This is a genomic window from Priestia sp. 53B2 (assembly GCF_056099005.1).
Genome location: NZ_JBLZXA010000038.1, coordinates 15,097 through 40,017, shown reverse-complemented (window position 1 = coordinate 40,017; position 24,921 = coordinate 15,097). Strand labels below are relative to the sequence as shown.

General features: G+C 34.7%; 18 protein-coding genes. 2 read left to right on the top strand and 16 right to left on the bottom strand.

Annotated elements, in window-relative coordinates; genetic code table 11:
* Positions 1-298: 298 nt before the first annotated feature.
* The 8 genes from ACN6NE_RS29285 to ACN6NE_RS29250 form a co-directional block, all read right to left on the bottom strand.
* Positions 299-1,093, bottom strand: coding sequence for an aspartate/glutamate racemase family protein (locus ACN6NE_RS29285; protein WP_474328925.1), 795 nt, complete (start codon positions 1,091-1,093; stop codon positions 299-301).
* A gap of 76 nt (positions 1,094-1,169) precedes the next feature.
* Positions 1,170-2,096, bottom strand: coding sequence for a 4-hydroxy-tetrahydrodipicolinate synthase (gene dapA, locus ACN6NE_RS29280; RefSeq protein ID WP_474328923.1), 927 nt, complete (start codon positions 2,094-2,096; stop codon positions 1,170-1,172).
* A gap of 57 nt (positions 2,097-2,153) precedes the next feature.
* The gene (locus ACN6NE_RS29275) at positions 2,154-3,347 is read right to left on the bottom strand and encodes an NAD(P)/FAD-dependent oxidoreductase (protein WP_474328921.1); all 1,194 of its coding nucleotides are present in this window, start codon (positions 3,345-3,347) and stop codon (positions 2,154-2,156) included.
* A gap of 27 nt (positions 3,348-3,374) precedes the next feature.
* Positions 3,375-4,904 (bottom strand): aldehyde dehydrogenase family protein, encoded by a 1,530-nt coding sequence (locus tag ACN6NE_RS29270; protein ID WP_474328919.1) that lies wholly within the window; start codon positions 4,902-4,904, stop codon positions 3,375-3,377.
* A 302-nt stretch (positions 4,905-5,206) separates the two neighbouring features.
* A complete protein-coding gene (locus ACN6NE_RS29265; protein WP_474328917.1) occupies positions 5,207-6,688 on the bottom strand; it encodes an alanine/glycine:cation symporter family protein in 1,482 nt (493 codons plus the stop codon).
* 1,065 nt (positions 6,689-7,753) lie between these two features.
* Positions 7,754-9,094, bottom strand: coding sequence for an aminotransferase (locus ACN6NE_RS29260; protein WP_474328915.1), 1,341 nt, complete (start codon positions 9,092-9,094; stop codon positions 7,754-7,756).
* Between the two features lie 45 nt (positions 9,095-9,139).
* Positions 9,140-10,597, bottom strand: coding sequence for a CoA-acylating methylmalonate-semialdehyde dehydrogenase (locus tag ACN6NE_RS29255; protein ID WP_474328913.1), 1,458 nt, complete (start codon positions 10,595-10,597; stop codon positions 9,140-9,142).
* 186 nt (positions 10,598-10,783) lie between these two features.
* Positions 10,784-12,406 carry a PucR family transcriptional regulator gene (locus ACN6NE_RS29250; RefSeq protein ID WP_474328911.1) on the bottom strand — a complete coding sequence of 541 codons (1,623 nt, stop codon included), beginning with the start codon at positions 12,404-12,406 and terminating at the stop codon, positions 10,784-10,786.
* 570 nt (positions 12,407-12,976) lie between these two features.
* Here ACN6NE_RS29250 and ACN6NE_RS29245 point away from each other — a divergent pair.
* Positions 12,977-13,858 carry a LysR family transcriptional regulator gene (locus tag ACN6NE_RS29245; protein WP_474328909.1) on the top strand — a complete coding sequence of 294 codons (882 nt, stop codon included), beginning with the start codon at positions 12,977-12,979 and terminating at the stop codon, positions 13,856-13,858.
* Positions 13,859-14,131: 273 nt separating this feature from the next.
* On the opposite strand, the gene ACN6NE_RS29240 is transcribed toward ACN6NE_RS29245, so the two are convergent.
* The 4 genes from ACN6NE_RS29240 to ACN6NE_RS29225 form a co-directional block, all read right to left on the bottom strand.
* Positions 14,132-14,281 carry an FbpB family small basic protein gene (locus ACN6NE_RS29240; RefSeq protein ID WP_430136115.1) on the bottom strand — a complete coding sequence of 50 codons (150 nt, stop codon included), beginning with the start codon at positions 14,279-14,281 and terminating at the stop codon, positions 14,132-14,134.
* 62 nt (positions 14,282-14,343) lie between these two features.
* Positions 14,344-14,529 carry a YolD-like family protein gene (locus ACN6NE_RS29235; RefSeq protein ID WP_474329144.1) on the bottom strand — a complete coding sequence of 62 codons (186 nt, stop codon included), beginning with the start codon at positions 14,527-14,529 and terminating at the stop codon, positions 14,344-14,346.
* Positions 14,530-15,019: 490 nt separating this feature from the next.
* Positions 15,020-16,543, bottom strand: a complete 1,524-nt coding sequence (locus tag ACN6NE_RS29230; protein WP_474328907.1) for an alanine/glycine:cation symporter family protein — start codon at positions 16,541-16,543, stop codon at positions 15,020-15,022.
* Between the two features lie 624 nt (positions 16,544-17,167).
* Positions 17,168-17,491: a proline racemase family protein gene (locus tag ACN6NE_RS29225; protein ID WP_474328905.1), complete on the bottom strand. Its 324-nt coding sequence runs from the start codon at positions 17,489-17,491 to the stop codon at positions 17,168-17,170.
* Between the two features lie 301 nt (positions 17,492-17,792).
* Between ACN6NE_RS29225 and ACN6NE_RS29220 the strand changes: the two genes are divergently transcribed.
* Positions 17,793-18,485, top strand: coding sequence for an SDR family oxidoreductase (locus ACN6NE_RS29220; protein ID WP_474328903.1), 693 nt, complete (start codon positions 17,793-17,795; stop codon positions 18,483-18,485).
* 1,073 nt (positions 18,486-19,558) lie between these two features.
* Here ACN6NE_RS29220 and ACN6NE_RS29215 read toward each other — a convergent pair.
* From ACN6NE_RS29215 to ACN6NE_RS29200, 4 genes are all read right to left on the bottom strand, one after another.
* On the bottom strand, positions 19,559-20,689 hold the full coding sequence (locus ACN6NE_RS29215) for a flavin monoamine oxidase family protein (protein WP_474328901.1): 1,131 nt from the start codon (positions 20,687-20,689) through the stop codon (positions 19,559-19,561).
* 166 nt (positions 20,690-20,855) lie between these two features.
* Entirely contained in the window at positions 20,856-22,058 is a 1,203-nt protein-coding gene (locus ACN6NE_RS29210) for an aminotransferase-like domain-containing protein (protein ID WP_474328899.1), read from the bottom strand.
* Positions 22,059-22,520: 462 nt separating this feature from the next.
* Entirely contained in the window at positions 22,521-23,333 is an 813-nt protein-coding gene (locus ACN6NE_RS29205) for a VOC family protein (protein ID WP_474328897.1), read from the bottom strand.
* 27 nt (positions 23,334-23,360) lie between these two features.
* Positions 23,361-24,548, bottom strand: a complete 1,188-nt coding sequence (locus ACN6NE_RS29200) for a M20 metallopeptidase family protein (RefSeq protein WP_474328895.1) — start codon at positions 24,546-24,548, stop codon at positions 23,361-23,363.
* Positions 24,549-24,921: the final 373 nt, after the last annotated feature.

The following is a 24,921-nucleotide window of genomic DNA, read 5'->3' as shown; positions in this document are numbered from 1 at the left end:
AACTTAATAAAATTAGATCTCTTTATTTTATCCAGGGTCTCTTTAGGCGGGTAAGGAATTAATATTCGTTTATCTATCTAAAGATTTCTGAGGAATTGAATATTGATTAAAGGTAAATAAAATAAAATAAAAAGACATCAACATTCATTTCGTATAAAATAGATGCATAGCCATCTATTTTACGCAAAAGAGAACGTTACATGTCTCATACGTACAGAGTAGCACATCAAAGAATATGGTTAAAATAACCCGTTGAGTGTGTGTACATGCTACGTTTATCTTAATATTTTTTTATTTTTTAGATAAAACCGTAATATGGCTTTTGACTAGTAGCATAATGAGCCCATCTAATCATAGTAGTAAAGTCAAATACCGGTAGTCTTACGGCTCTTTGGATATCAGCTGCATAAGGCGGTAAATCGCTGCACTCCAGCAAAATTGCCCCAATATCAGGATTCTCATTTACCATATTAATCGCTGATTCTACTACTTCTGCTCTGACTTTCTCATTATCAAAGGACCCTCTGCTCTCAATAATCGCTGAGAATTCGGGCAATCTGCCTAAATCTCTTACCACACAAATACTTGGATCATCTATACCACAACTTTTAAACAAATTTGGAGTAATTCCATGTGCATCTGCTGTCAACATACCTATTTTTTGGCTAGGTTTTAATCCCGTTTTAATCCAAGGTACTTGAACAACACTTGAAAGATAGACTGGAATATCCACAGATGCTGCCACTTTATCTTGGAAATTCCCAAAAAATCCACATGCTGCGCATATTGCACGCGCCCCTTCTGCTTCAAATTCCTTTGCTGCCTTTATAATGTCATCCAATAATGTAGGATCACCCACATGAATTCTTTCCTGGTTGCAATTTGGTACTACTTTTAGCCTTACGGGGAAATCATACGTAGATAGGTTAGCAACGTTTCCTGGTAGTACGGGGTACCAGCATTCATCTAGATAAAGGATTCCAACTGAATAGCCGGCTACATATTGGCCTTTTTTCATGGTAATAATTGTGCTTTCTTTTTCTTTTCCTAAATAACCGTATTCTCGTTCATTAATAGAGGCTTTGGTGGTCAATTATGATTCCTCCTTATAGTTTCAGAGAATACAAATGTATTCTCTGAAACTATTAATTAATCTCATTCTATTTACATTATGCTTCTGTCACACCAACCGGTGATTTAACTTCATATCCTAACTTTACCAGCTCTTCTTTAATCTTTGTTTTGATCTCATCAGTAGGTTGTGTTAAAGGCTTTCTCACTTTTCCGCCTTTAATTCCAATTAGATCCATGCCTGCTTTCACTGGACCTGGATATGGATTGCCTTCTGCTTCCATTAAGCCATAAATCCCTGATAATTTTTTATTTAATTCACGTGCAGCATTTATATCGCTCTTCTCAACTGCCAGTTCGTAAAGTTCTACTAGTTCTTTAGGTAGCAAATTAACAAGGATTCCAAAAGCCCCTTGCCCTCCAACAGAGAAAGTAGGAAGGATAAAGTGTTCCTCGCCAGTAAATACAGTAAAGTTCTCGACATCCTTCGTCAAAGCCACAACCTCGCATAGGTGACCAAAATCTGCGGATTCTTTGACGCTTACAATGTTTTCTTCCTGACCCAGCTCATAAATCATTTCGGGAGAAAGGGTAACGCCCGTTGCTCCAGGATAATTGTAAATGACAATTCCAACATTTGATTTTTCAGCTACTTCCTTGAAAAATTCACGAACTCCCTCTTCACTTGTCTTATGATAATAAGGAGGTAAAACGAGTCCCCACTTAGCGCCACATTCTCCAGCATAATTGGCAAGTTCAATTGTTTCCTTTGCTGTTGAGCATCCGACACCTGCCATAACAGGTACTTTTCCTGCCGCATATTCACAACCAGCTTTGATTAGACTCTTGCGTTCCTCTAATGACATAACATGATATTCTCCGGTTGTACCTCCAACTAGAAGACCATGAACTCCACTCTCGATTTGAAAATCGATTACTTTCTTATAAGATTGAAAGTCAATCGTTTCATCATCATTAAATGGCGTAATTAATGGTACAAAAATTCCTTTTGGCGCAATACTCATAATTTATTCCTCCTATTATTAACCCATTATTTTAATTTTCATTTATATTCATTGTTTTTAGATATTGACAGCTTGTCTTTTCTTATATCTTGAATAATTTAATTTATCAATATTAAAATCAGTTGGTTCACCTGTAATAAGTTGAGCCACCATTCTTCCGGTGATAGGAGACATACTAATACCGTCCCCTTCATGTCCACTTGCGATGTAAAATCCAGGTACTTCTTCTACTTCTGAGACAATTGGAAGGTGGTCTTCTACCCAAGGTCTTACTCCGGCATAGGCTCTTATACAGTTAATATCTTTTAATTTTGGCAGGAAGCGAATGGCTCTCTCTGCTATGGCACGCATGACTTCAACTTCTGAACTGATATCAAAACCTCTAAAAGCTCGATGGCCGCCTACTAAAAAGTTATTTGCGTCTGTAGGCTCAATCGTGAAGGCTACATTATGTTTTTCAACTAGTTCACTTACATTTCTTTTAAAATTAATATCTTCAAATTTAGATAACATATATCCAAATTCATGAACTTTTTGGCTTGCTACCTTAAAAGGTGTCTTTTCAGAGATTAATACCATACCTTTTCTGGGCTTAATTGGTATATGGACCCCAACCATACTTGCTATTTTAGGTGACCATACTCCCGCACAATTAACAATTCTTTTTGTTTTGAAGGTTCCTTGGTCTGTTACTACACTTTCAACTCTTCCTTTGTCATCTAGTGTAATACTCTGTACAGAATGATAGTCATAAACCTTTAATCCCAGCTTTTTTCCTTCTTCAACAAATGCATAGCATAATTTATATGGATTCATAGAGGAGTCTACTTCTGTCCATATTCCACCAGCTAAATCATCGGCTAAATATGGTTCAATTTGTTGTAATTCATGTCTATCAACCATCCGCATATCATAGCCATCCTTAGCTTGTTCAGAAACATATCCTCTAGCAATTTCTAGTTCTTTATCTGTTTCACAAACATATAAACTTCCTCGTGAAGCAAACTCAAAATCCACTGAGAATTCTTTAGCTAATTGTTTAAAAAGTTGGATACTAGCATAGCCGATTTCAGTATCAATACCAGGTTTTTTATCACAAATTAATGCTACAGCGTCGCATCTGCTAGAAGTACCTGATGCAACACCGCCTTTTTCAATTAATGCAACTTCAAGACCCTTTTTGACTAAATGATATGCTACGCTAGATCCGATTACACCAGCCCCAATGACAATAACGTCAAAACTTCTCATTTGTAATCCCCTCTAAAAAAATATGGTTTAATTGTTCTTATTTCCTTCAAAAAAGCCTGATGGTTCTACTTTAAGGTTTATATTAATTTGCTTCGTTTCTAGATATTCTTCAAAACCATACGTTCCTAGGTCTCTGCCAATCCCACTTTGCTTGTAACCACCCCAAGGCGCTTCATTAAATGTTGGGTGGTACGTATTGATCCATGTAATTCCTGCACGTAATTGACGAATTACACGTTGTGCTTTAGCCCCATCAGTTGAGAAAACAGCACCCGCCAAACCAAAAGCCGTACCATTTGCTAATTCAATGGCTTCCTCTTCAGTCTTGAAGGTTTGAATCGCTAAAACAGGACCAAAAATCTCTTCTTGTACAATTCTCATATTAGGCGTTGTATCTCCAAAGATAGTAGGTTCAACAAAATAACCTTTACCAAACTCACCTTCTACAATTCGATTGCCTCCACAAAGCAAGGTAGCTCCTTCATTTTTTCCGATCTCAATATAATCAAGTACAGTATTCATATGATCTTCCGAAACAAGGGGACCCATTTCAATACCATCCACCCAGCCTGGACCTACTTTGATCATCTTGGCACGTTTTACTAGTTCCGGTACAAACTTTTCATACAAACTTTCCTCAAGTAATAAACGAGAACCGGCCGAACATACTTGCCCTTGGTTTGCAAAGATAGCAAATAAAGCGTAATCAACAGCTGTTTCAAAATCTGCGTCAGCGAAAACGATATTAGGAGATTTTCCACCTAATTCTAAACTGATTTTTTTAACTGTATCTGCTGCGGATTTCATTAGTCTAATTCCTGTATCAGTGCCACCAGTAAAGGAAATTTTGTCTACATCTGGATTTGAAACTAATTCTGATCCAACTGTTCTTCCAGGACCTAGCACTAAATTAGCTACACCAGGAGGAAGTCCTACTTCGTCAATAAGCTCGAACAAGCGAATGACAGAAAGTGGAGTTTGCTGTGCAGGTTTTACTATAACTGTACAACCTGCAGCAAGGGCAGCAGCGATTTTTTGGTTTGCCATGACTAATGGGTAGTTCCATGGAACAATTATTCCGACAACACCAATTGCCTCACGAACAACCATTGCTTGAATATCATCCGGAACATCATATGTCTGACCATGTGGCTTTGTGGCTAACCCTGCGTAGTAACGTAATTGATTTACAGCATCTTCAACGTCACCTAATGACTCTCTTAGTGTCTTTCCATTATTTAAAGTATCTAAATAAGCAAATTCTTCTTTTCTTTCTTCGAGTTTATTGGAAATTTTAAGAAGAAGTTCTGCACGATCTCTGGCCTTACTATTCATCCATCCATTTTCATAGAACGCTTTTCGTGCGGCTTCAATTGCTTTTTTAGCATCTTCTGCTGAACCCTCGGTTACTGTTCCAATTATTTTTCCATTCGCTGGGTTAATTATTTCACGACTCTTATTTCCTTCACTTAGAACCCACTCACCATTGATATACATTTTCTGAGTAATCTCATTGTTAACTAAAGCTGATTCAACTTCATTTATTACTAAAGTCATTACTCCCACCTCTTTTTCAATTTCTAAAAAATTTAAAATTAAGATTTTTAATATTAATTAATTTAAAGATACCTTAGGTTCTGATAACCTACATTGGACAGTGTGTAAAATATATCTACTAATTTTTTTAACACCGCATTAAATAACTCGGTCTGTAATAGGCACTATGTCCTTTCGGTTGTGTTCTGAATGTACTATGCTGTACAAAAAAATAACAGACTCCCTTTAAAGAAAGTCTGTTCGGAAACATCTGAAATCTAATTCTATTGGTCCTTCATTATCTATGGATTACTACATTATTTCTACATTGATAATGTTTTTTTTTCTGTCGGTATATCTTCCTCAATTCCTCTATATTCCTCTTCCCAAAAGTCTGCCCCTTTAATTCCTAATTTTGCAGGTTCAAATATAGGATCTTTCCCTTCTTTTTTCTGCCTTTCATAATCCTTGAATACTTTTAATGCTGTTTTTGAAAGAAGAAGAACAACAGTAAGATTTACCCAAGCCATGGCTCCTGTGCCTAGATCCCCCATTGCCCATACTGTTTCTGCCGATTTAAGACTACCATACAGTACAGTGGCCATTAAGATAACTTTCAATATATGATTGGGCCAAACTGATTTTATTCTTAATTTATGTTTAAGAAAGGCAAGGTTTGTTTCTGCTTTATAATAATAAGACAAAATTGTTGTAAAGCAGAAGAATAACAGAGCGATGGCGAGAAATGCCGCACCAAATTTAGGGATCACGGATTCAAGGGCAAGTTGTGTGTAAAGAGATGGTGCTACGTCTCCAAGTTTATTAGTAACTGGCTCCATCCCTACTGGCTTCACATCATACATTCCCGTAATAAGAATCATAAATGCCGTTGAGGTACAGATTAAAAAAGTATCAATGTAGACAGAGAATGCCTGAACTAAACCTTGTTTAGCTGGATGAGACACCTCTACGCACCCGGATTCAAACGTTTCACTACCTAAACCAGCTCCATTTGCATAAACTCCTCTTTGTACACCCCAAGCAATGGCAGCACCCATTAACCCTCCAAAAGTCGAGCTTAAATTAAAAGCACTCGTAAAAATTAAGGAAATAACACTTGGTATGCTAGAAAAGTTCAAAGTAAGAGTGATTAAACAAACGAGGATGTAAGCCACAGACATAAACGGAACAACGATCTCAGTATATTTTGCTATTCGCTTAGTACCGCCAAAAATAATAGCACCTAGTACAATAACAACGAGAATCCCGGTTAGCATTGGCGATACTCCAAAAGCTTCCTGTATTGATAATGCTACTGTATTAGCTTGTACTCCCGGCCATAAAAAACCCATCACAAGTAGTGTTAAGATTGCAGATATAACAGCAAACCACTTTAGTTTTACTCCTTTATCAATATAAAAAGGAGTTCCCCCTCTGTATTCGCCATCAATTTTGCTTTTGTATACTTGAGTGAGAGCGATTTCAACAAACGACGTAGCACTTCCAAAGAATGCTGCAAGCCACATCCAAAAAACAGCACCCGGTCCCCCTAACGAGATAGCAGTAGCTACACCTGCTACATTACCTGTACCAATCCTACCTCCTAGTGACATAGTTAATGATTGAAAAGAATTTATCCCAGCCTTAGAACCTCCGCCCTCAAAAACCAGCTTCACCATCTCTTTAAAAAACCTTACTTGTACAAAGCGTGTGAGAACTGTATATATCAAACCAATTCCTAGAAGCAAATAAACTAATATTGGACTCCAGACATAACCATTTAACCAACTTATAATGTCATTCATCGAAATCCCCCTGTCTAAAGATAGATTTTCAATAGATATTTATATCCAAAACTAAATATTGTTTATAAAATTCGAAATATTTTAAAAATAAAATCTACAATCTCGTAATTTAATAAAGAGATCGGAATTAACTTGTTTTTCATATGCAATCTATTTAAAAATTAGGATTACCTCCTTTCAATTTTATGTAGAAATTTAAATCTCTTTTTTGTAAGCGCTCTCTAATCTAATTGTATTGCTTCTTAAATCTTAGAATAGAGTAGAAAATATTTCATTGTAACTACTCATCTACATATTAAAGTATTTCATTCAAAACTCTGGAGCTGGTTCTACATATCGTTGGTAATCAAACTTTTCAACCAAAATATTGAATTAAAAACATCTATATTCAATTTCAAACCAATATGTATCATTTTTTCAGTAGAGCCATATACAGTAGATGAGTGTTTACCTTTATTTATCTAAATGTAATGTATATTTAAAAAACTCACATTAGACACAGTGTTAAACATTACGGTTTGTTATTTTTACATTAATGTTATGTAAATTAGTATTTTGAGAAGTCATTTACTATCAGTATATAATAATTATTGTTATATTGTTTATAAATTTTAGACCTTTAGATACATTTTAGAGAGCGTAATATATCTAGTGTAAATGAATAAATAAAAAAATCTATTAAAACAAAAAAATGCCTTCCTCTTACAGGAAGACAAAATTAATATTCGCAAAAAAAAAACGGATAGACTTAACAATAAGAATAATACATAACTAGGGAGAATAATATTGGATTTAAAATCACTACGACTCCATACTTTCTCTAGCATTTAAGCATACATAAACACTCTTCCCTCACAAACTAAATAAGCCCAATCTACTTTATAAAGTTAAAATGAGCCTGCACCTTCTTAAGAATAAAGAGCGGATGTGCAAATATTATTAAGCACAGGAATACGTATAATAAGCAAAACGATAGGACAGTCCCTATCATTTTGCTTTAAAAGGAACTACGCTTTCCTTTAACATTCTTTCAGTGTTCTTAGTTGTTTTTTCACAGCTAATTAATTACAGTTGAAATATACTTTCTTTTAATATATTAACAATGAAAGTAAAGTCATCTTCTGTAATACTTAATGGAGGGGAAAGTTGTAAAATATTATTGTATCCTGCAACGGTATCCCCATTTTTACCAATAATTAAGCCCTTTTCTTTACAAGCGCTAATAATTTTGTTCATTTTTTCGATGGTAGCTGGTTCTTTTGTTTGCTTATCTTCTACTAATTCAATACCTAAAAGAAGACCTTTTCCGCGAACATCTCCTACATTTGGGTGATCTTTTATATCCTCTAGCTCTAGTAACAATCGTTCCCCTAGTTCTTTGGAACGTTCTACAAGCTTTTCATTCTCCATAATTTCCAGATTCTTCAGCGCTAGAGCGCAAGCAGCAGGATTTCCCCCAAACGTATTTACATGACGAAAGCGATCATAATCTTCGCTACCTGTATAAGCCTCATAAATCTCTCTCTTGACTGCAGTTGCCGATAAAGGAAGATACGCACTTGTAATACCTTTTGCCATGGTAATAATATCTGGTTTAACTCCATAGTTCATAAATCCAAATGGTTTCCCTGTTCGTCCAAATCCGCATATAACTTCATCACAAATAAGTAACGCTCCGTGTTTCTCGCAAATTTCTTTTACTTTGGCCATGTATCCATCAGGAGGCATCAAAATTCCACCGCCTGTAATAATAGGCTCCATAATTACACCAGCTACTGTCTGACTTAATTCCCATGTCATAACACGATCAATTTCTTCTGCACTTGAAAGTGTATGAACATCCTCGGGATTTCGATACGTATCAGGAGGAGCTACATGTAAAAAACCCTGTCCTAGTGGCTCATATTTATACTTACGTTGTGCTTGACCTGTTGCAGCAAGTGCACCCATTGAATTTCCATGATAAGCACGATATCTTGAAATAAACTTATAACGTCCATGATCTCCTTTTTGTTGGTGGTACTGACGAGCGATTTTAAAAGCAGTTTCATTCGCTTCTGAACCACTATTAGAAAAGAAAATGACATAATCATCGCCAAGCCATTCATTTAATTTTTCAGCTAGTTTAATAGCCGGAATATGACTTTGTGTTAGAGGGAAATATGGCATTTCTTCAAGTTGCTTCGAAGCTGCTGTTGCAAGTTCTTTTCGACCATACCCAACATTAACACACCATAGACCAGACATACCATCTAGATAGCGATTTCCATCAATATCAGTCACCCAAGCACCTTCTGCCTTCGTAATAATTAAGTTTGAGGGATTTGCATTTGATCCTTTCATTGCATGCCAAAGGTACTTTTCATCTATTGCTTGTAAGTTTTTTGTTTCTTCTGTTGTTTGCATAATAAATAACCTCCTTCTACTTTTTGGTGACCTTACACTTCTATCTTAATAACGAGCAGTAAGCATTTTTTTACGAGTATAGAATTCTACACCGTCTTTTCCATTGGCATGAAGGTCGCCGTAGAAAGATTTCTTATAGCCTGAGAACGGGAAGAATGCCATCGGGGCCGGAACGCCAAGATTGACACCAAGCATACCTGCATCGATTTCTTCACGAAATTCACGGATTGCTTTAGCACTATCGCTATATAAGCAGGCACCATTGGCAAATTCTGATTTATTTGTAAGCTCAATAGCTTCCTCTAGGGTATTTACTCGAACAATTGATAATACAGGTGCAAAAATTTCATCTTGCCAAATTTTCATGTCGGACTTTACGTGGTCAAAAATCGTAGGGCCAACAAAGTATCCTTGCTCACCTTCTGCGTCTTTTCTTCCATCCCTAATTAGAGAAGCACCTTGTTCTTCACCAACTTCAATATAGCTAATCGTACGATTTTTGTGTGACTCTCGAATAACTGGTCCAAGGAATACACCTTTATCCATTCCATTTCCAATTTTGATTTCATCCGCAGCTTTTTGAAGGCGACTTACTAATTCATCTGCAACATCCCCAACTGCCACCACTACTGAAGCTGCCATACAACGTTCTCCTGCAGATCCAAAAGCAGCACCAATAATATTAGTCACAGTAATATCTAAATCAGCATCTGGCATGACAATCGAATGATTTTTTGCTCCTGCAAGTGCTTGTACACGTTTACCGTTAGCTGCAGCTCTTTTATAGATATACTCAGCTACAGGTTGTGAACCAACAAAAGATACAGCCTTTATATCCTCATTGTCTAATATGCCGTTAACCACATCATGCGCACCATGTACGATATTGAATACGCCGTCTGGAAGCCCTGCTTCTTTAAACAATTCTGCTAAGCGATTCGCCAATAATGGCGTTCTTTCAGATGGCTTTAATACAAAAGTATTTCCACATGCAATTGCAAGTGGGAACATCCAGCATGGGACCATCATAGGGAAATTGAACGGTGTTATCCCCCCGATTACTCCAATAGGGTAACGATACATACCTGATTCAACACCCGTAGCAATATCAGAAAGTTGATCGCCCATCATTAAGGTTGGTGCGCCTGCTGCAAATTCAACACATTCAATTCCACGCAGAACTTCACCGTAAGCTTCGTCATAACTTTTTCCATTTTCTAAAGTAACCAATTTAGCTAGTTCTTCCCAATTTTCTACTAAAAGTTGTTGATAGCGAAATAAGATACGAGCACGTCGAGGAACAGGAACCTTCTTCCATTTATTGAATGCTTCTTTAGCAACAGAAACAGCTTGATCTAATTCTTTTTGAGTAGAGAATGGTACACGAGCTATTACTTCTCCTGTAGCAGGGTTAGGAACATCCTCAATATGTTTAGTTTCAGACTCTACCCATTGTCCTCCTATATAGTTCTTTAGCTTTTGTATTGTTTGTATTATCGCCATTGTGAATCCTCCTGTTTTAAGACTATTGAAATTCTATGAGGTAATTATATTTCTTATAAAAATGCCTATCATTAGACACTATGTAAAATGTTAAATGAGTTTTTTTCTACAACATGTATTATATTTCTATTTTTTTTTACACATTGTTAAACAACAAGAAACCCCTATTAGGGGTTTCTTTATAAATCAAGATGACTTAACTATAGGCACATATTCATAAGGAAATTTGGATGTAGAAGCATATTCATATGCAGAAATAGAAACTTCAATTGCTTGACGTTTATAAGATTCCATAAAGTCTTTGCCAATTAGCTCATATAATCTATCAAGTCGATGATAAAGTGTTTGACGAACTATATGGAGTTGTTCAGCTGTTTCTTTTTTTGCCCCTTTGCATTGTAAATATATTTTTAAGGTCTTTAGTAACTCTCCATTATTTTGCTGATCATGCAATAGTACAGGTCCTATATAGTCGTGAATAAATTCATACAGAACACCTTGGTCATTAGCTGCTAGAACTAGTCGAAAAATATATAAATCTTCATAGAAATAACTATGTAAATTTGACATTTTTTCTCTAATATTCATTGTTTCCTTTGCGGTATAATAACTATTTTTGACTTCACTTAGGTTATTTACAAGTTTACCCACACTAAAAGATAAATTAGAAAGTTTCTTATTTTTTATAAATTCAGACTCATTTAAACACTCTATTCCTTCTTGTACCCTATGTTTAAAACTAGTATCTTCACGCATGTTAAGGAGGATGAAAACCATCTTATTCTTTTCGTGATGAGATAAAAGAAAAATACCCTTTTTTTCAAAAATAGAACGAATATACAATTTTAAATAAGTATGTTCCGAACTTATTTTCTCTAAGTTATTAGCTGTACAAAGTAATACTGTGCATTTATTCGGCTCTAAGTTAGGTTCTAGCTCTGAAAGATACCTATAGATTTGTTCATCGCTACTGTCTCCATGAAGCCAATTCCATACCCACTCTGCTTCATGAGTCTTTTTTTGTTCTTCAATATATAGTTCTCGTAGCAAACTTTGGGCTAAGGCTGTTGAACTACGATCTAGAATTAAAGACTCAAATTCAGTAATTTCTTCCCATTCTGAAATAATAAACAAATCTGCAAAAGTCTGATTTAAAGCCTGTACAGATTGATGGGCAATATTTATATGATCCGGCACCTTACCTTCCCTTAAAAGGTGGATTACTTGTTCTTGTTCTGTCGTTGTTTTTTTTGAAATAACTTGGGTTTCGCCTCGACTAGAAACATAGAGCACTGTTACTTTTAAATAGTCATGTAGAAGCTGTAAAATTTTTTCATGTGGATTAGAAGAAAGAAGTAATTGATTTAATCTACTCGAATATTCCTCTAAATCTGAAAGCACTTTATAATGTTTTTGAATTAGTAAACTATGAATTTCTTGTGTAATATCAATAAATTTTACTTTTTTAAAGAAAACGATTATAGGGAATTTACAAGAATCCGCCAAATCTATAATATGTTGAGGAATCTGAGATATATAAGTTCCTAATTCTATACAGAGTCCAGCAGCATTAGAGTCAATAGACTGTTGAACCAACGAGCTAAACGAACCTATATCCCCTTTCCATCCGACCCCTGTAGAGAGAATAAGCTCATTTCCATTTAAAAGATTTTCAATAGAGGTTATTTCCAGTACATGCACCCATCTAACCAATCTATAGAGGCCAGATTTTCCAGCTATTACCCTTGCGTGTTTAAATTGTTTATTCTTTAAAATTTCTTTAACCGATAATTTAACTTCGAAATTCATTAGCTATTTCCCCCTGGTTAGAATATAAAAACACTAGATAATTTTATGAATCTACTTTACAGCTTTGATTCACCTTCTACCTCAAGTAAGCTTAATATCTAAGGTGCATAGTCAGAGTACATTGAAATTATTTTTTCGCTTAATCTTTATTAAATAATCGGGATTTCAATAACTACCTTTAATTATTTCCTTCAATATAAAATATATTAATAAAACTAAATATAGATTCAACTATTAGGTCACAAATCCTTACATACATTTTTAAAAATCTTTAAAACCAACGTTTCCAATAAATTAATCAAGTGAAAACAACCAAATATACAGTACGTACCACTTATTTTTAAAGCGCTTACAAATATTTTAAAAAAACATTTTCATCTTTCACAAAATAAACAATATTGATGATATGCACATTCTCCACTGCATACCACTTTATTGTTTCGTTTAATTTCAAGCTCATATTGTGAAGCCTATGAATTATTTCTAGTATAGCTTAACTGCTTTACATTAGTAAAATGAATGTTTATCATTTTAAACATGAAGTTATCTCATACAATAAGGAGGGAGAAAATGACCCTTAGCAGATTTGAAGTCTTTTACACTATAGTGCAATGCGGGAGTCTAACCAAAGCTGGAGAAATGTTAAAATTAACGCAATCTGGTATAAGCCATGCTATTACTAGCCTTGAAAAGGAATTAGGTTTTTCTTTACTAACGAGAAATCGATCAGGTATCCATTTAACCAACAATGGTGAGCGTATGCTTACATATATACGTGATATCTTAATCTTGAATGAAGGAATGAAACAAGAAGCTGCCGCAATTAATGGATTAGAAGTGGGAGTTGTAAGAATAGGTGCATTTACAAGTGTCGCTACTCAATGGTTGCCTTATATTATAAAGCAGTTCCAAGACCATTATTCAGGCATTCAGATCAAACTGTTTGAAGGTGATTATTCTACTTTAGAACAGTGGGTTTCAGGTGGAGTAATTGATTGCAGTTTACTGGTATTACCTTCATCAAAATCTTTTAAATTTTTACCTTTAAAAAGGGATAGAATGGTTTGTATTTTATCAGAACAACATCCTTTTCATAAACTAGATAAAATCTCTTTTAAGCAAATAGAATCAGAACCCTTAATTATGCCTAGAGAAGGCTGGGATAATGAAATAAGTCAAATATTTCGAGAAAATAATATAAAACCAAATGTAAAATTTGAGGTTTCAGATGACCAAACAATTATGGCTATGGTGCAAAATAATTTGGGTATTAGTATTCGTCCAGAGATGACTTTATCTTATATCCCTGACCATGTTCGTAAGGTTAACTTGGAAAAGGATTGTTTTCGTCTTATTGGCATTGCAACAAAAACTAATGTTTCTCCAGCAACGAGGAAATTTATTGATTATGCCCAGTCATGGTTAAAGGAACATAATTTACTAGACGATTAGTTTTATAAAATTAACATCCTTATATGCTACTAAGGCCTCAAGTAGTAAAGAACCTGAATGCATTTTCAAATCCGTTCAGGTTTCATCTTTGGCTAGCTGTTTCTAATTTACTTAAAAGTAAATCTAATCTGCGGCTTAATTTAATAGTATTAATACTTGCAAAACCTCCTTCAAAAGCTACCTTGTTTATCAACTGTCCAAGGTTTTATATATCTTTTAAAAAAGAATTCTTCTCTAGTCTTGGTTCGACAGATAAATCGAAGAACAATATCATCACCTACCTAATACTTTATTTGAGAAATCATGACGTTTTTCGATACGTCTTTCAATTACTTCTAATGCCTTTTTATCCTTAAGTAATTCTTCTTTATTTTCTTTTATTAATTCTTCAAGATTTTTATGATTGCATCGTCTATTAAACATTTGATTAATCTCCTGCCTTAATTAAAATATGCGTTATTCATATTGTTTGCTGTTAGAGATAATCAACAAATTTCCTTAATACTAGCCAACCGGATAGAGCAAATCTGCTGATGTCCATCTTTTATAAAAAGACTTTGTTGCTGTAAATCCAGATTATAAATACGGCCCTTACATGTGCTCAACAATCCGTCTTTATAATAACTAATAGTGATTTGACGATTTTTTGTTAATTCCTTTAAAATCATTATATTTATCTCCTTTCTAATCCATATCCCGCATAATAGAGCCACTATTATTGTGTACTAATAAAAAGCTAAAAAGAGGAACACAGAATTATGTAAGAAATTATTTCACTTTAAGAGATGTGGAAGGTTTTTATGTTCTTTTGGAAATTCCACTGTTTGACAATTTAATTATATTTTCAATAAAAAATACTGACATTAGACAGCGTGTAAAGAAATTTTTAAATTTTTTCTACACCATGACTGATAAATAATGAAGATACTCTTCAAAAAATTTACTTTTATCCAATCTCAGCATTTTTCTTAAATATAAGATTCTGGGTACTTTACTGTATCTATTCCGACTCTAATATAAAATTAATAGCTATAATTTTTTTAACACCCTGTTTAATTTAGATGCTTGTAATATAAATTATATTTATAAATGTTAAGGGAATTATAATACTAAAAAGCCCCAATTTCTCAATATTATAATTGAGAAATTGGGCTTTTTTCGTTACTTTAGAAAAACGTCTGAGTGTTTGGGATCACTAAAGTTTTTATTGACTGGTTTAGATAACATAGCTGCACTTTCCTTTGCTTCAAGCTCTTCCCAAAAATCAGCATTTTTTATACCAACTTTACTTGGACGAAAGACAGGATTGAGTCCTATTTTTTTCTGTTCATCGTAATCTTTGAGCGCTTTTATAGCAATTTTAGATAAGAGAAAAATTGTGATTACGTTAATCCATCCGAGAAGTCCAACACCTAAGTCAGTAATACCCCAGATTAATGGAGCAGAGTTAATAGCACCAAAAATCACCATTCCGAGAAGCCCGAATCGTGCTAAGTGGTTAACAAAGTTGCTCGAACTTTTAAGATTAAGTGTTTCCTTAACAAATGCGATATTTGTATCCATTTTGTAGAAATAAGTAATTAAAGTTGTAAAACAGAATAGGAATAATGAAACAGTCATGAAATATTGACCAAAGGTCTGTGAAACTAAAGTTCCCATTGCAAATTGAGCATATAATTCCGGACCAGTACCTTGTAAGTTGTTAACAATAGTATCTCCACCGTTAGGAATAACATTATACATTCCTGTAATTAAAATCATAAAAGCAGTTGCAGTACATATTAAGAAAGTATCAATATATATTGATAACGCTTGCACCAAACCTTGTTTTGCAGGATGGGATACACTTGTCGCTCCAGACTCAAAAGTCTCAGTACCAAGACCTGCAGCACTTGCAAACACTCCACGCTGTACACCCATAGCAATTGCAGTACCTAATAAACCAGCGAACGTAGCATTTAAATTAAATGCACTAGAAACAATTAATGAAAACATAGCTGGAATTTCAGAAACATTGATAGCTAATAATACGATACAGATACCGACGTATCCAAACGCCATAAACGGAACTAAATATTCTGAAACAGTCGCAATACGTTTAACACCACCGTAGATAATAACAGCGATTAATAAAGCTAATAAAGTTCCTGTAACCAAAGGTGAAATATTAAAAGAATCTTGGACAGTTAATGCTATTGTATTAGCTTGTACAGTAGGCCAGAAAATACCGATTACTACTGTTAAAATAATCGCTGAAATAACAGAGAACCGTTTTAAATTTAATCCCTTGTAAATATAGAACGGTGTACCACCACGATACTCACCCTCTAATTTACTTTTATAAATTTGAGTTAGTGTAATCTCGATAAAAGAAGTTGCACTCCCGAAAAATCCTGTAATCCACATCCAAAAGACTGCTCCCGGTCCGCCTAAACTAATAGCAGTTGCCACGCCAACGATATTACCAGTCCCGATACGACTACCTAAAGACATTGCTAATGCTTGGAAAGAGGAAATACCTGCATTGTCGTTGTTCTTTTCAAATAGTAAAGTAACCATGTCTTTAAGGCGTCGGACCTGTACAAATCTGGTTCGAACAGTAAAAAATAGTCCGACAGCTAAGAATAGAAATACTAGAGCATTACTCCAAACAAAATTATTTAACAAATTGACCATTTCCAACATAGAATATCACTACCTTTCATTTTTTGTAATCAGATAATTCTGAATACAAAAATTATTATATAAGGAATACTATTATTTGCTTTAGACAACTTGTAAGAATTTATTTAAATTCACCTTACCCTCTGTCACTGGTAAATATGAATATAGGTATGAATTAAGGCCTGTACAGTTTAATTTCTTTTCAAATTTAATAAGGTAGTTATAGTCCAATTAAGAAGAAAGGGTGACGTAAAAAGAAAGGAGTTTATTTATGCTACTATTAGAAAATGAATTGCTTAGAGTAACTATAGATGTAGAATAGGCAAGAAATAATGAAGAGTCTAATAGAATTGCTTAGGAGACAGGATACCCCACGGCTGGATATAACCTTAAAAATGAAAAGGTAATTGATTAGTTAGACATTACACCTAAAAAACAAAAGAATTTAAAATTCTATTATAAAATGATTATTAATAAAATTCGTATTGATGTACATGCTATTGTTTTTGTCAAAAGATAAAAAGATCTCCAAAAAATCAGCCTTTAGCACTTTTTGGGGAACGTTTAATTTAAAATCAAATATCACTTACCTGGTGACCATAAGCTATTGAATCTATTGAATCAATACCATGATCAATTATCCTATCAGGCAATCCATGCTTGCCCTGTTTTCACTGGTATTACTGCTTTTTTTTGAGCAATTGTTTTCCGACGCTCGTTGTTATAGCTTCCAAATTTCGTTCCTGTTAAAGGTTCATTAATGAATAATTCTTTTGTAACCATAACTGCCAATCGAGTACTAGTTCCGGTTCCGCATGGGGATTGATTGAGCCTTCCATGAGGAACGACGCTACAATTTTTACCTTTAATACTATTACCAGTACGATGAATTGGCTCTTCAAATATACTACTTGATATATTACGAACCTTCTCATTTTCTGGATAAATAATTTTTGATTGCTCATTCACTAATCTTACTCAATCACAACTGTTCTTTTGATGTACAAAAGAATACTGAGTATTTTACTATATCCACTCCAATTTTAATGTGAAATTAATAACCCTAACTTTTTAACACTATGTCTAATTTGGATGCTTGTAAGATAAATTATATTTATAAATGTGGATTAGAAATTATTTAACGCTTATCTTTAAAACCAGTAAATGAAGGTACTAAAAGAATTAGAGAAGTGCCGCGATAAAAAGTACATGAGAAAGACAAATTGGATAGAAGTCTATCCTTTTACAGAGAAAACGGAGGAAAATCCATATGGATATTAAGGTCGTAGTTATTACAGGTGCGGGAAGTGGATTAGGAGCTTCATTGGCAAAAAAGTATTCAGATTTAGGCTGTCATGTATGTTTGCTTGGTCGGACGAAAACGAAACTTATTCGAACAGCTGAAACATTAAACCATAGTCATTCTATTTATGAAGTGGATGTTTCATCTAAGAATGAAGTAACAAAAGTTATGCAAGTAATTAAAGAAGAAGATGGACAAATTGATCTATTAATTAATAATGCAGGAGTTGGCGTCTTTAATCTAACAGAAAATTTGGATGAAGACTCTGTCCATCAAATGATCGACACTAACTTAAAAGGCACCATCTTTTGTACTCAAGCAGTATTAAACGATATGAAAAAGAGAAATCAAGGTTATATTATTAACGTTATATCTTTATCAGGTAAGAGAGCAAAACTTACGGAATCAGTTTATAGTGCAAGTAAATTTGGTACAAGGGGATTCACCGAAAATTTGGCACTTGAACTTGAAGATAGTGCCATTAGAGTATTAGGAGCTTATATGGGGAATATGAAAACTGAATTGTGGGATGGTGCTTATACAGAAGAATCTTACATGGACCCGGATGACGTCGCAGATGTCATCATGGAAAGCATCAAATCGCGAAAAAATGTATTGGTTGAAGAAGTTGTTATCAGAGATAGTAGAAATAAGCATTGAAAAGGATCTGTGTTTAAAAAATTCTTTTAGTTGCTTATTTAAGGGTTCGTCCTATCATATAGGTTTGGATTAGTAATATAATTTCTCTATATCTATAAAAGAAGGAGAGAGTAACAATAGGCAAGCAGGTATATATTATCCATGGATATGGAGCTTCACCAGCTAGCCATTGGTTCTCCTGGTTAAAAAAATTTTAATAGCAGATCATCATCAAGTTTTGATTCCTTAGATGCCCAATTCATCTGATCCTAAGAAGGAAGAATGGTTGGAAACGTTAGTTAATAAAATAAAAAATTCAGATGATAACACTTAATTTGTAACACATAGCTTAGGCTCTACCACACTATTAAACTACCTAGAACAATTAGATTCATCACCAAACTTTGGAGCATTTATTTTTGTTGCTGGCTTTTCTGGACCGTTATCATCCTTACCCCATTATTAAATCCTTTTACACTTAAAAAAGTGGATTATAAAAAATAATTTCTGCAACTAATTCACGTGCTGTTATTGCTGTAAAAGATGACTATATTTTCTCCTTTTAATTAATTCAAAATTAATTAAATCAATTGGATGCATCATTTTATCCTGTTGAAAAGGGTAGCCATCTTCGAGGAGATGATGGTTTCATTACTCTCGCATTAATTTATGATATTTTAAATAATATGATGGAAACTGTATAAATAATGAGGTTATACTTCTTTAAATAATATATAACTACGGCAGTAAGCTTGCCTGTCCATTCAAAAAATAAAAAAGGAACCTTACTACATTAAGGAGTATGTGTTGATGTAAAATATGCTCGATTTTTATATACTTGGGCTGAACTATTGGCCTTTATTTTTTATGGAATGGGCAAGGGATAAAAATATGTTTCGTTTACAAAATAGAAGGTAATAAGAATCAAGGTCAGTATTATAATGAATTGTATTTTACGATTTCTACAAAGGATAAAACGAGACCGATATAAAAGAGCTCTACCATTTAAGTATGGTAAAGCTCTCATCATTTTCATCATATACTCCCCCCATAATTCAGACACAATACTTACAAATATAATTATTTTGTAGAAGTTATTTATTGAAAGGATTGTGACTTAAAGGCTGATTATTTAAATTAACGATTTCAATAACTGCCTGTTCAGCTGACTGAAGTGCCCCCTCAAGATGCCCACTACATTGTGAATTAGTCTCCGTACCAGCAAAAATAATTTTCTTTTCCCATACGCCTTCTACCGGCGGTTGGCCATAGCTCTGGTAATCTTTAAGAGGGCTGCAGTCTTCCTCAACAGCTGTTTCAGAATCATTGGACCAATCTTTATAAAAAATAGCCTTTATGTCTTTAGCCTCACTTTCAAAGAGCTTAACCAATTGGTCAGTAACCAACTTTAAAACTTTATCTTTTCCCATCTTTTGACGTACTTCCGCAGGCATTCCGAAGAAACCAAATAATGCACCAGATCCTTTATCAGGGGAAGCATCATGTATTTCTTGTAAAGGACCAACGGAACTCAATACAAATCCAGAAAGTCCTGATTCTCTCCAGAAGGGACGTTCGTAGACTGCAACTACCTTGGCTTCATTAGCCATCCATGTAGGTTTCTTTAAAATGTCATTCATAAGATTTGGCGGAAGAGAGGGAGAAAATTCAATATAGCGCGCTACAAGGCGAGGAGGCAACGCTAAAATAACAGTATCAGCAAGAATTTTTTCTCTCTTTCCATCAGCAAGTTCTGCTTCAACTGTGATATCACCAGCTTCATTCAGCTGAATTTTCTTAACTCGAGTTTCTAGGTCCACTATTTCTGAGGGAATAGTCTCTACTAGAGCATCAATAAGGGACTGCACACCACCAGTCAATCGCATCCATTTTTCATCAGAATTCTCTTGTAGAATGCAGCGTTCTGGTGGCTTGATTTGGAATCGCTCTAAAAGTATATCTCCTTTGTTATAGTGAACGAAGGTTTTTAAATTTAGTTCTTTAACAAGATTGGCAATATGGCTTTCATACTGCGGCCAAAACCACGTTGGGCCAAGGTCAAATCTGCCAAGGTCAGGTCTGTTTGGATCAAAAGCACTCAAAATTCTACCACCAATTCTATCTCTAGCCTCCAGAACTCTACATTTAATACCTTGTTCAGTAAGTAATGATGCAGCACGTAGGCCACTTAAACCAGCACCAACAATAATTACAGGATTATTCATATTTTGTCCTCCTTCTGACTATGTCCATGTTGCATAAATGTACTTTTAAAAGGGTTATTCCTTTTTATATAGTTCCCTTTTAAAAGAAATGCATAAAATATATAAAATCGGAGCACACGGCTTTATTTCTTTGTGTATCCTCCTGACTTAAACTGTCTGCTTTGAATTATAAAAGGGTTGTCTCTTTCTCTAATTCACGATTCAATACTTCTCCTATACGCTTCATACCTTTAATAATTTTCTCTTTAGGCATATTCGAGTAGTTTAAACGCAAAGTATTATTCTTTGTTCCATTCGGAAAGAATGGGGTACCAGGAACAAACGCAACATTATTTTCCAAACATTTAGCAAATAACTCCTCCGAATCAACAGACTCTGGAAGCTCAATCCAAATAAATAATCCGCCTTCCGGCACACTATAGTTTATATTTTGCGGGAAAAATTCTCTGATACAAGATAACATTGCTGTACATCTTTCTTTGTAAACACCTTTAATTTTATTAATGTGCTTTTCGATGTCGTAAAGTTCAAAGTACTTTGCTGTTATTCTTTGGGCAAAGCTGTCAGTATGTAAGTCAGCTATTTGCTTAAAAGCAACGTACTTATCAATCAAAGATTCGTCTGCACAAATCCAGCCCAGTCGAAGACCAGGAGTGAAAATTTTAGAGAAAGTGCTTATATAAATTACCCTACTCTCTGTGTCAAAATGTTTCACAGGTGGGAGCTCCTCTCCAGCAAATCTTACAGCTCCATAGGGATTATCCTCTACAATTAGCACATCATATTGATTAGCAAGCTCAATCATTCTTTTTCGTCTTTCAAGTTTTAATGTACGACCTGTAGGGTTTTGGAAGTCTGGAATAGTATAGATAAATTTTGTATGAGGATGCTCTTGTAGCTTTTTCTCTAGCTCTTCCATAATCATTCCATAATCATCCATAGCTACTTCAGCAAATTTAGCATTGTATGCCTTAAATGCATTAATTGCTGCAAGATAGGTTGGGCTTTCACAAATTATAGTATCTCCCTCATTGATAAATAATCTTCCGGTAAGGTCAATTGCTTGTTGAGATCCCGATGTAATAAGAATATTTTCAATCGAAGAGTTAATACCCATAACTTGCATTCCTTGACTAATAGTTTCTCTCAAAGGAACATATCCTTCAGTTGTACTATATTGCAAAGAAGCTGCACCTTCTTCATTTAATACAGCATTGCATACACTTTTAATAGCTTCTACAGGAAAAAGTTCCGGAGCTGGTAAACCTCCTGCAAAAGAGATGACTTCTGGCTTTTCTGTTACTTTTAAGATTTCACGTGTTTCAGAAGACTTTACTAAATGAGTTCTCTCCGCAAATTTATTTTCCATTTATAAGCATTCCTTTTCTTTTTTTACAATTGTTTACATTTATTTGATAACTATTTTAAAGATTTAATAGGATATTTTTAATCTAATAATATATCGAATTTTCAGTTATATTTTCGTTAGACCTTATTCATTTACTACCTAAATACCAATTGAGATAAGTAGTAATAAAAGCACAATACCAATAATGGACAGGGGTACATAAATAGAATGTGCTCCAGCTATTCCATATAAACCTCCTTCCAAAATGCTCCTGACAAAGCAATCAAAATATCTACAGAAGGCTGTACTTAGCCCGATTAGAGGGTGGAGTTGCATCTACAAGCATTGTTGTGCCACTAATTAAATTAAAATTTCAGCCAAGTCCAAATGAAGTAAGTTCTGTAAAAACATTAGTACATATAATTCTTACCTCTAAGTTTCGTTCTTTTTTAATGGTTGTTCTGCGTCGTCCCTTTATTTGTTCTATTTAGAAAAACGATATGTAGCGCCTAGCACTTGAAATTCTTCTTCTTGATCTGAACCAGAAAACTCTACCAAAAATGGCTTTTCCCCTCGGTTATATAAAGTTTCTGAGACGACCCCTTTCCCGATTGGACTGTAAAACACTATATCTCCACCGTCTAATTTTAATCTTTGACCGTTGGCGTTCAAAGATTTATCCACAAATGGCTCTTCAGCCTCTAATTCTAAATAGTTCGACCACTTCTCAATTATGTTCTCGACATTGTGGACTGCAAATGCAACTGATGATAATGAAATATCTCCTTTCGGATGCTCAGCTATAACAGACCGATTGATTAAGTCTTGTTTACGCTTTTCATCCCCTTCATCCCACTGAATAAAGAATGGTAACTCGAGCTGTTCACCAGGCTTTCCCACGTATAGTAATTTCCAGCTGATAAGGCTACCGTCCGGTCTTTTCCTGCTTAGTCGTGAAGGACCATATACTTCCAAACCAAGACTTCGGAAACGCTTCGCATCAGCTTCTAAATTCTTCGAACGAAGAGCTATTCTGGCCATACCTTCTACATAATTGTCATTTTTGAATGTCTCTCTAAAGCTGTATTCTATTCCATCCACTGATTCCACTAACTGTTGATTGAACACACCAATTAATTCTACGTAACTCAAATCAAAATAGCTAAGGGAGTTATACGTACCGTAATCTTCGTGTCTCCCTCCTTCAACTGCATATAGGCCTAGTTTTTGGAGTTCTTCGATTGCCATCACTGGACTATTTACTAAATGTACAACATGATCAAATCGAAATCCCATAATCATTCCCCTTTCCATTATTAAGATCTATCTTGAAATTAAATAATGCTTTGCCAATTGTAAAAACACATTCCCTAACCCTAACAATGCTTTTTCATCAAAATCAAATCGTGGATGATGATGAGAAAACTGTGTTTGTGGCTGATCATTTCTCGCCCCAACATAAAAGTAGGCGCCTGGCCTATGTTCTAAGTAATAAGCAAAATCTTCAGCTACAAGTGCTATTTGCTTTTCTACGAACGAATCAGGCGAGATGTTTTCTTTTATGATTTTTTCAACAAGCGCAGCTTCCTCTTTGTGATTTACTAAAACTGGATAACCATGTGTATAATCTAATCTGTAGTCAATGTGGTCGGCTTTTCTGACCCCCTCGAGAATGGCACGAATTTCAGACTCTATTTGCATACGAACTTCCGCGTTTATCGTACGAACAGTACCTTCAATCTGTGCAGAATCTGCAATAATATTAAATGCATTACCTGCATGAAAACTACCTATTGTTACAACAGCTGGTTCCACTGGGTTAATCCGACGGCTGACTATTTGCTGTAAATGGCTCACTAGATTACTACCAATTGTAACAGCATCAATGGTTTCATGAGGTTGGGCTCCATGTCCTCCCCTTCCTTGAAGCTTAATTTTAAATGCATCAACAGACGCCATCACTGGACCTTGTCTTGTCGCAATTTTTCCAACTGGAATATCCGTTGCTAAATGTCCCCCAAATATAACATCCACACCATCTATACCACCGTCTTCAATCATAAACTTCGCTCCGCCTGGGGGTTTCTCTTCAGCATGCTGAAATAGAAACATAACTTTTCCATTTAATTGATCACGATGCTTGCTCAATACCTTTGCCACTCCTAGTAAGCTCGATGTGTGACCATCATGACCACAAGCGTGCATAACTCCATCAATTGTTGACTTATAGGGCACACTTTTTTCATCATGAATCGGTAATGCATCAAAATCTGCTCGAAACGCAATCGTCTTCCCTGAGGTGTTACCTTCAATAACCCCCATAACACCATTTCCTCCAACTCGTTCCCGTACATCAATTCCAAAGCTTCTTAACTTTCCAGCAATAAATTTAGAAGTTTCGGACTCTTCGAAAGATAGTTCGGGATTTTGATGCAGATATCGTCTCCACGAAACAATTTCTTCATAACAATTTTCAAGTTCTTTATAGAAATCAATTTCCAACTCTTTCATCCTTTACATATATTATTTATAATCCTCCAACTAGATTTTAACATCTTAACACGCACTAAAAACACATACAATGTTATAATTGTATGGCAAACAATTTTTTTGGTTGCTTCCTTAATACTCATTTTAATTTCTAAATAGGCTTTTATAATCATGCTATCAACCCCTCTTTCATTTATTTGGATAAATCTAACACGAATCATAGCACACGAAAAAAAACATACAATATTATAATTGCATGAATAACAATGTTAGGTAGGATTGTAGGCTAGTATTATCACTAGATAATTTAAAATACCTTTTTATACGATCCCAAAATGAATTTAATGATGTAGCTTTAGAATAAAGCTTAATCTAAGTAAAGCATTGGCTTTAA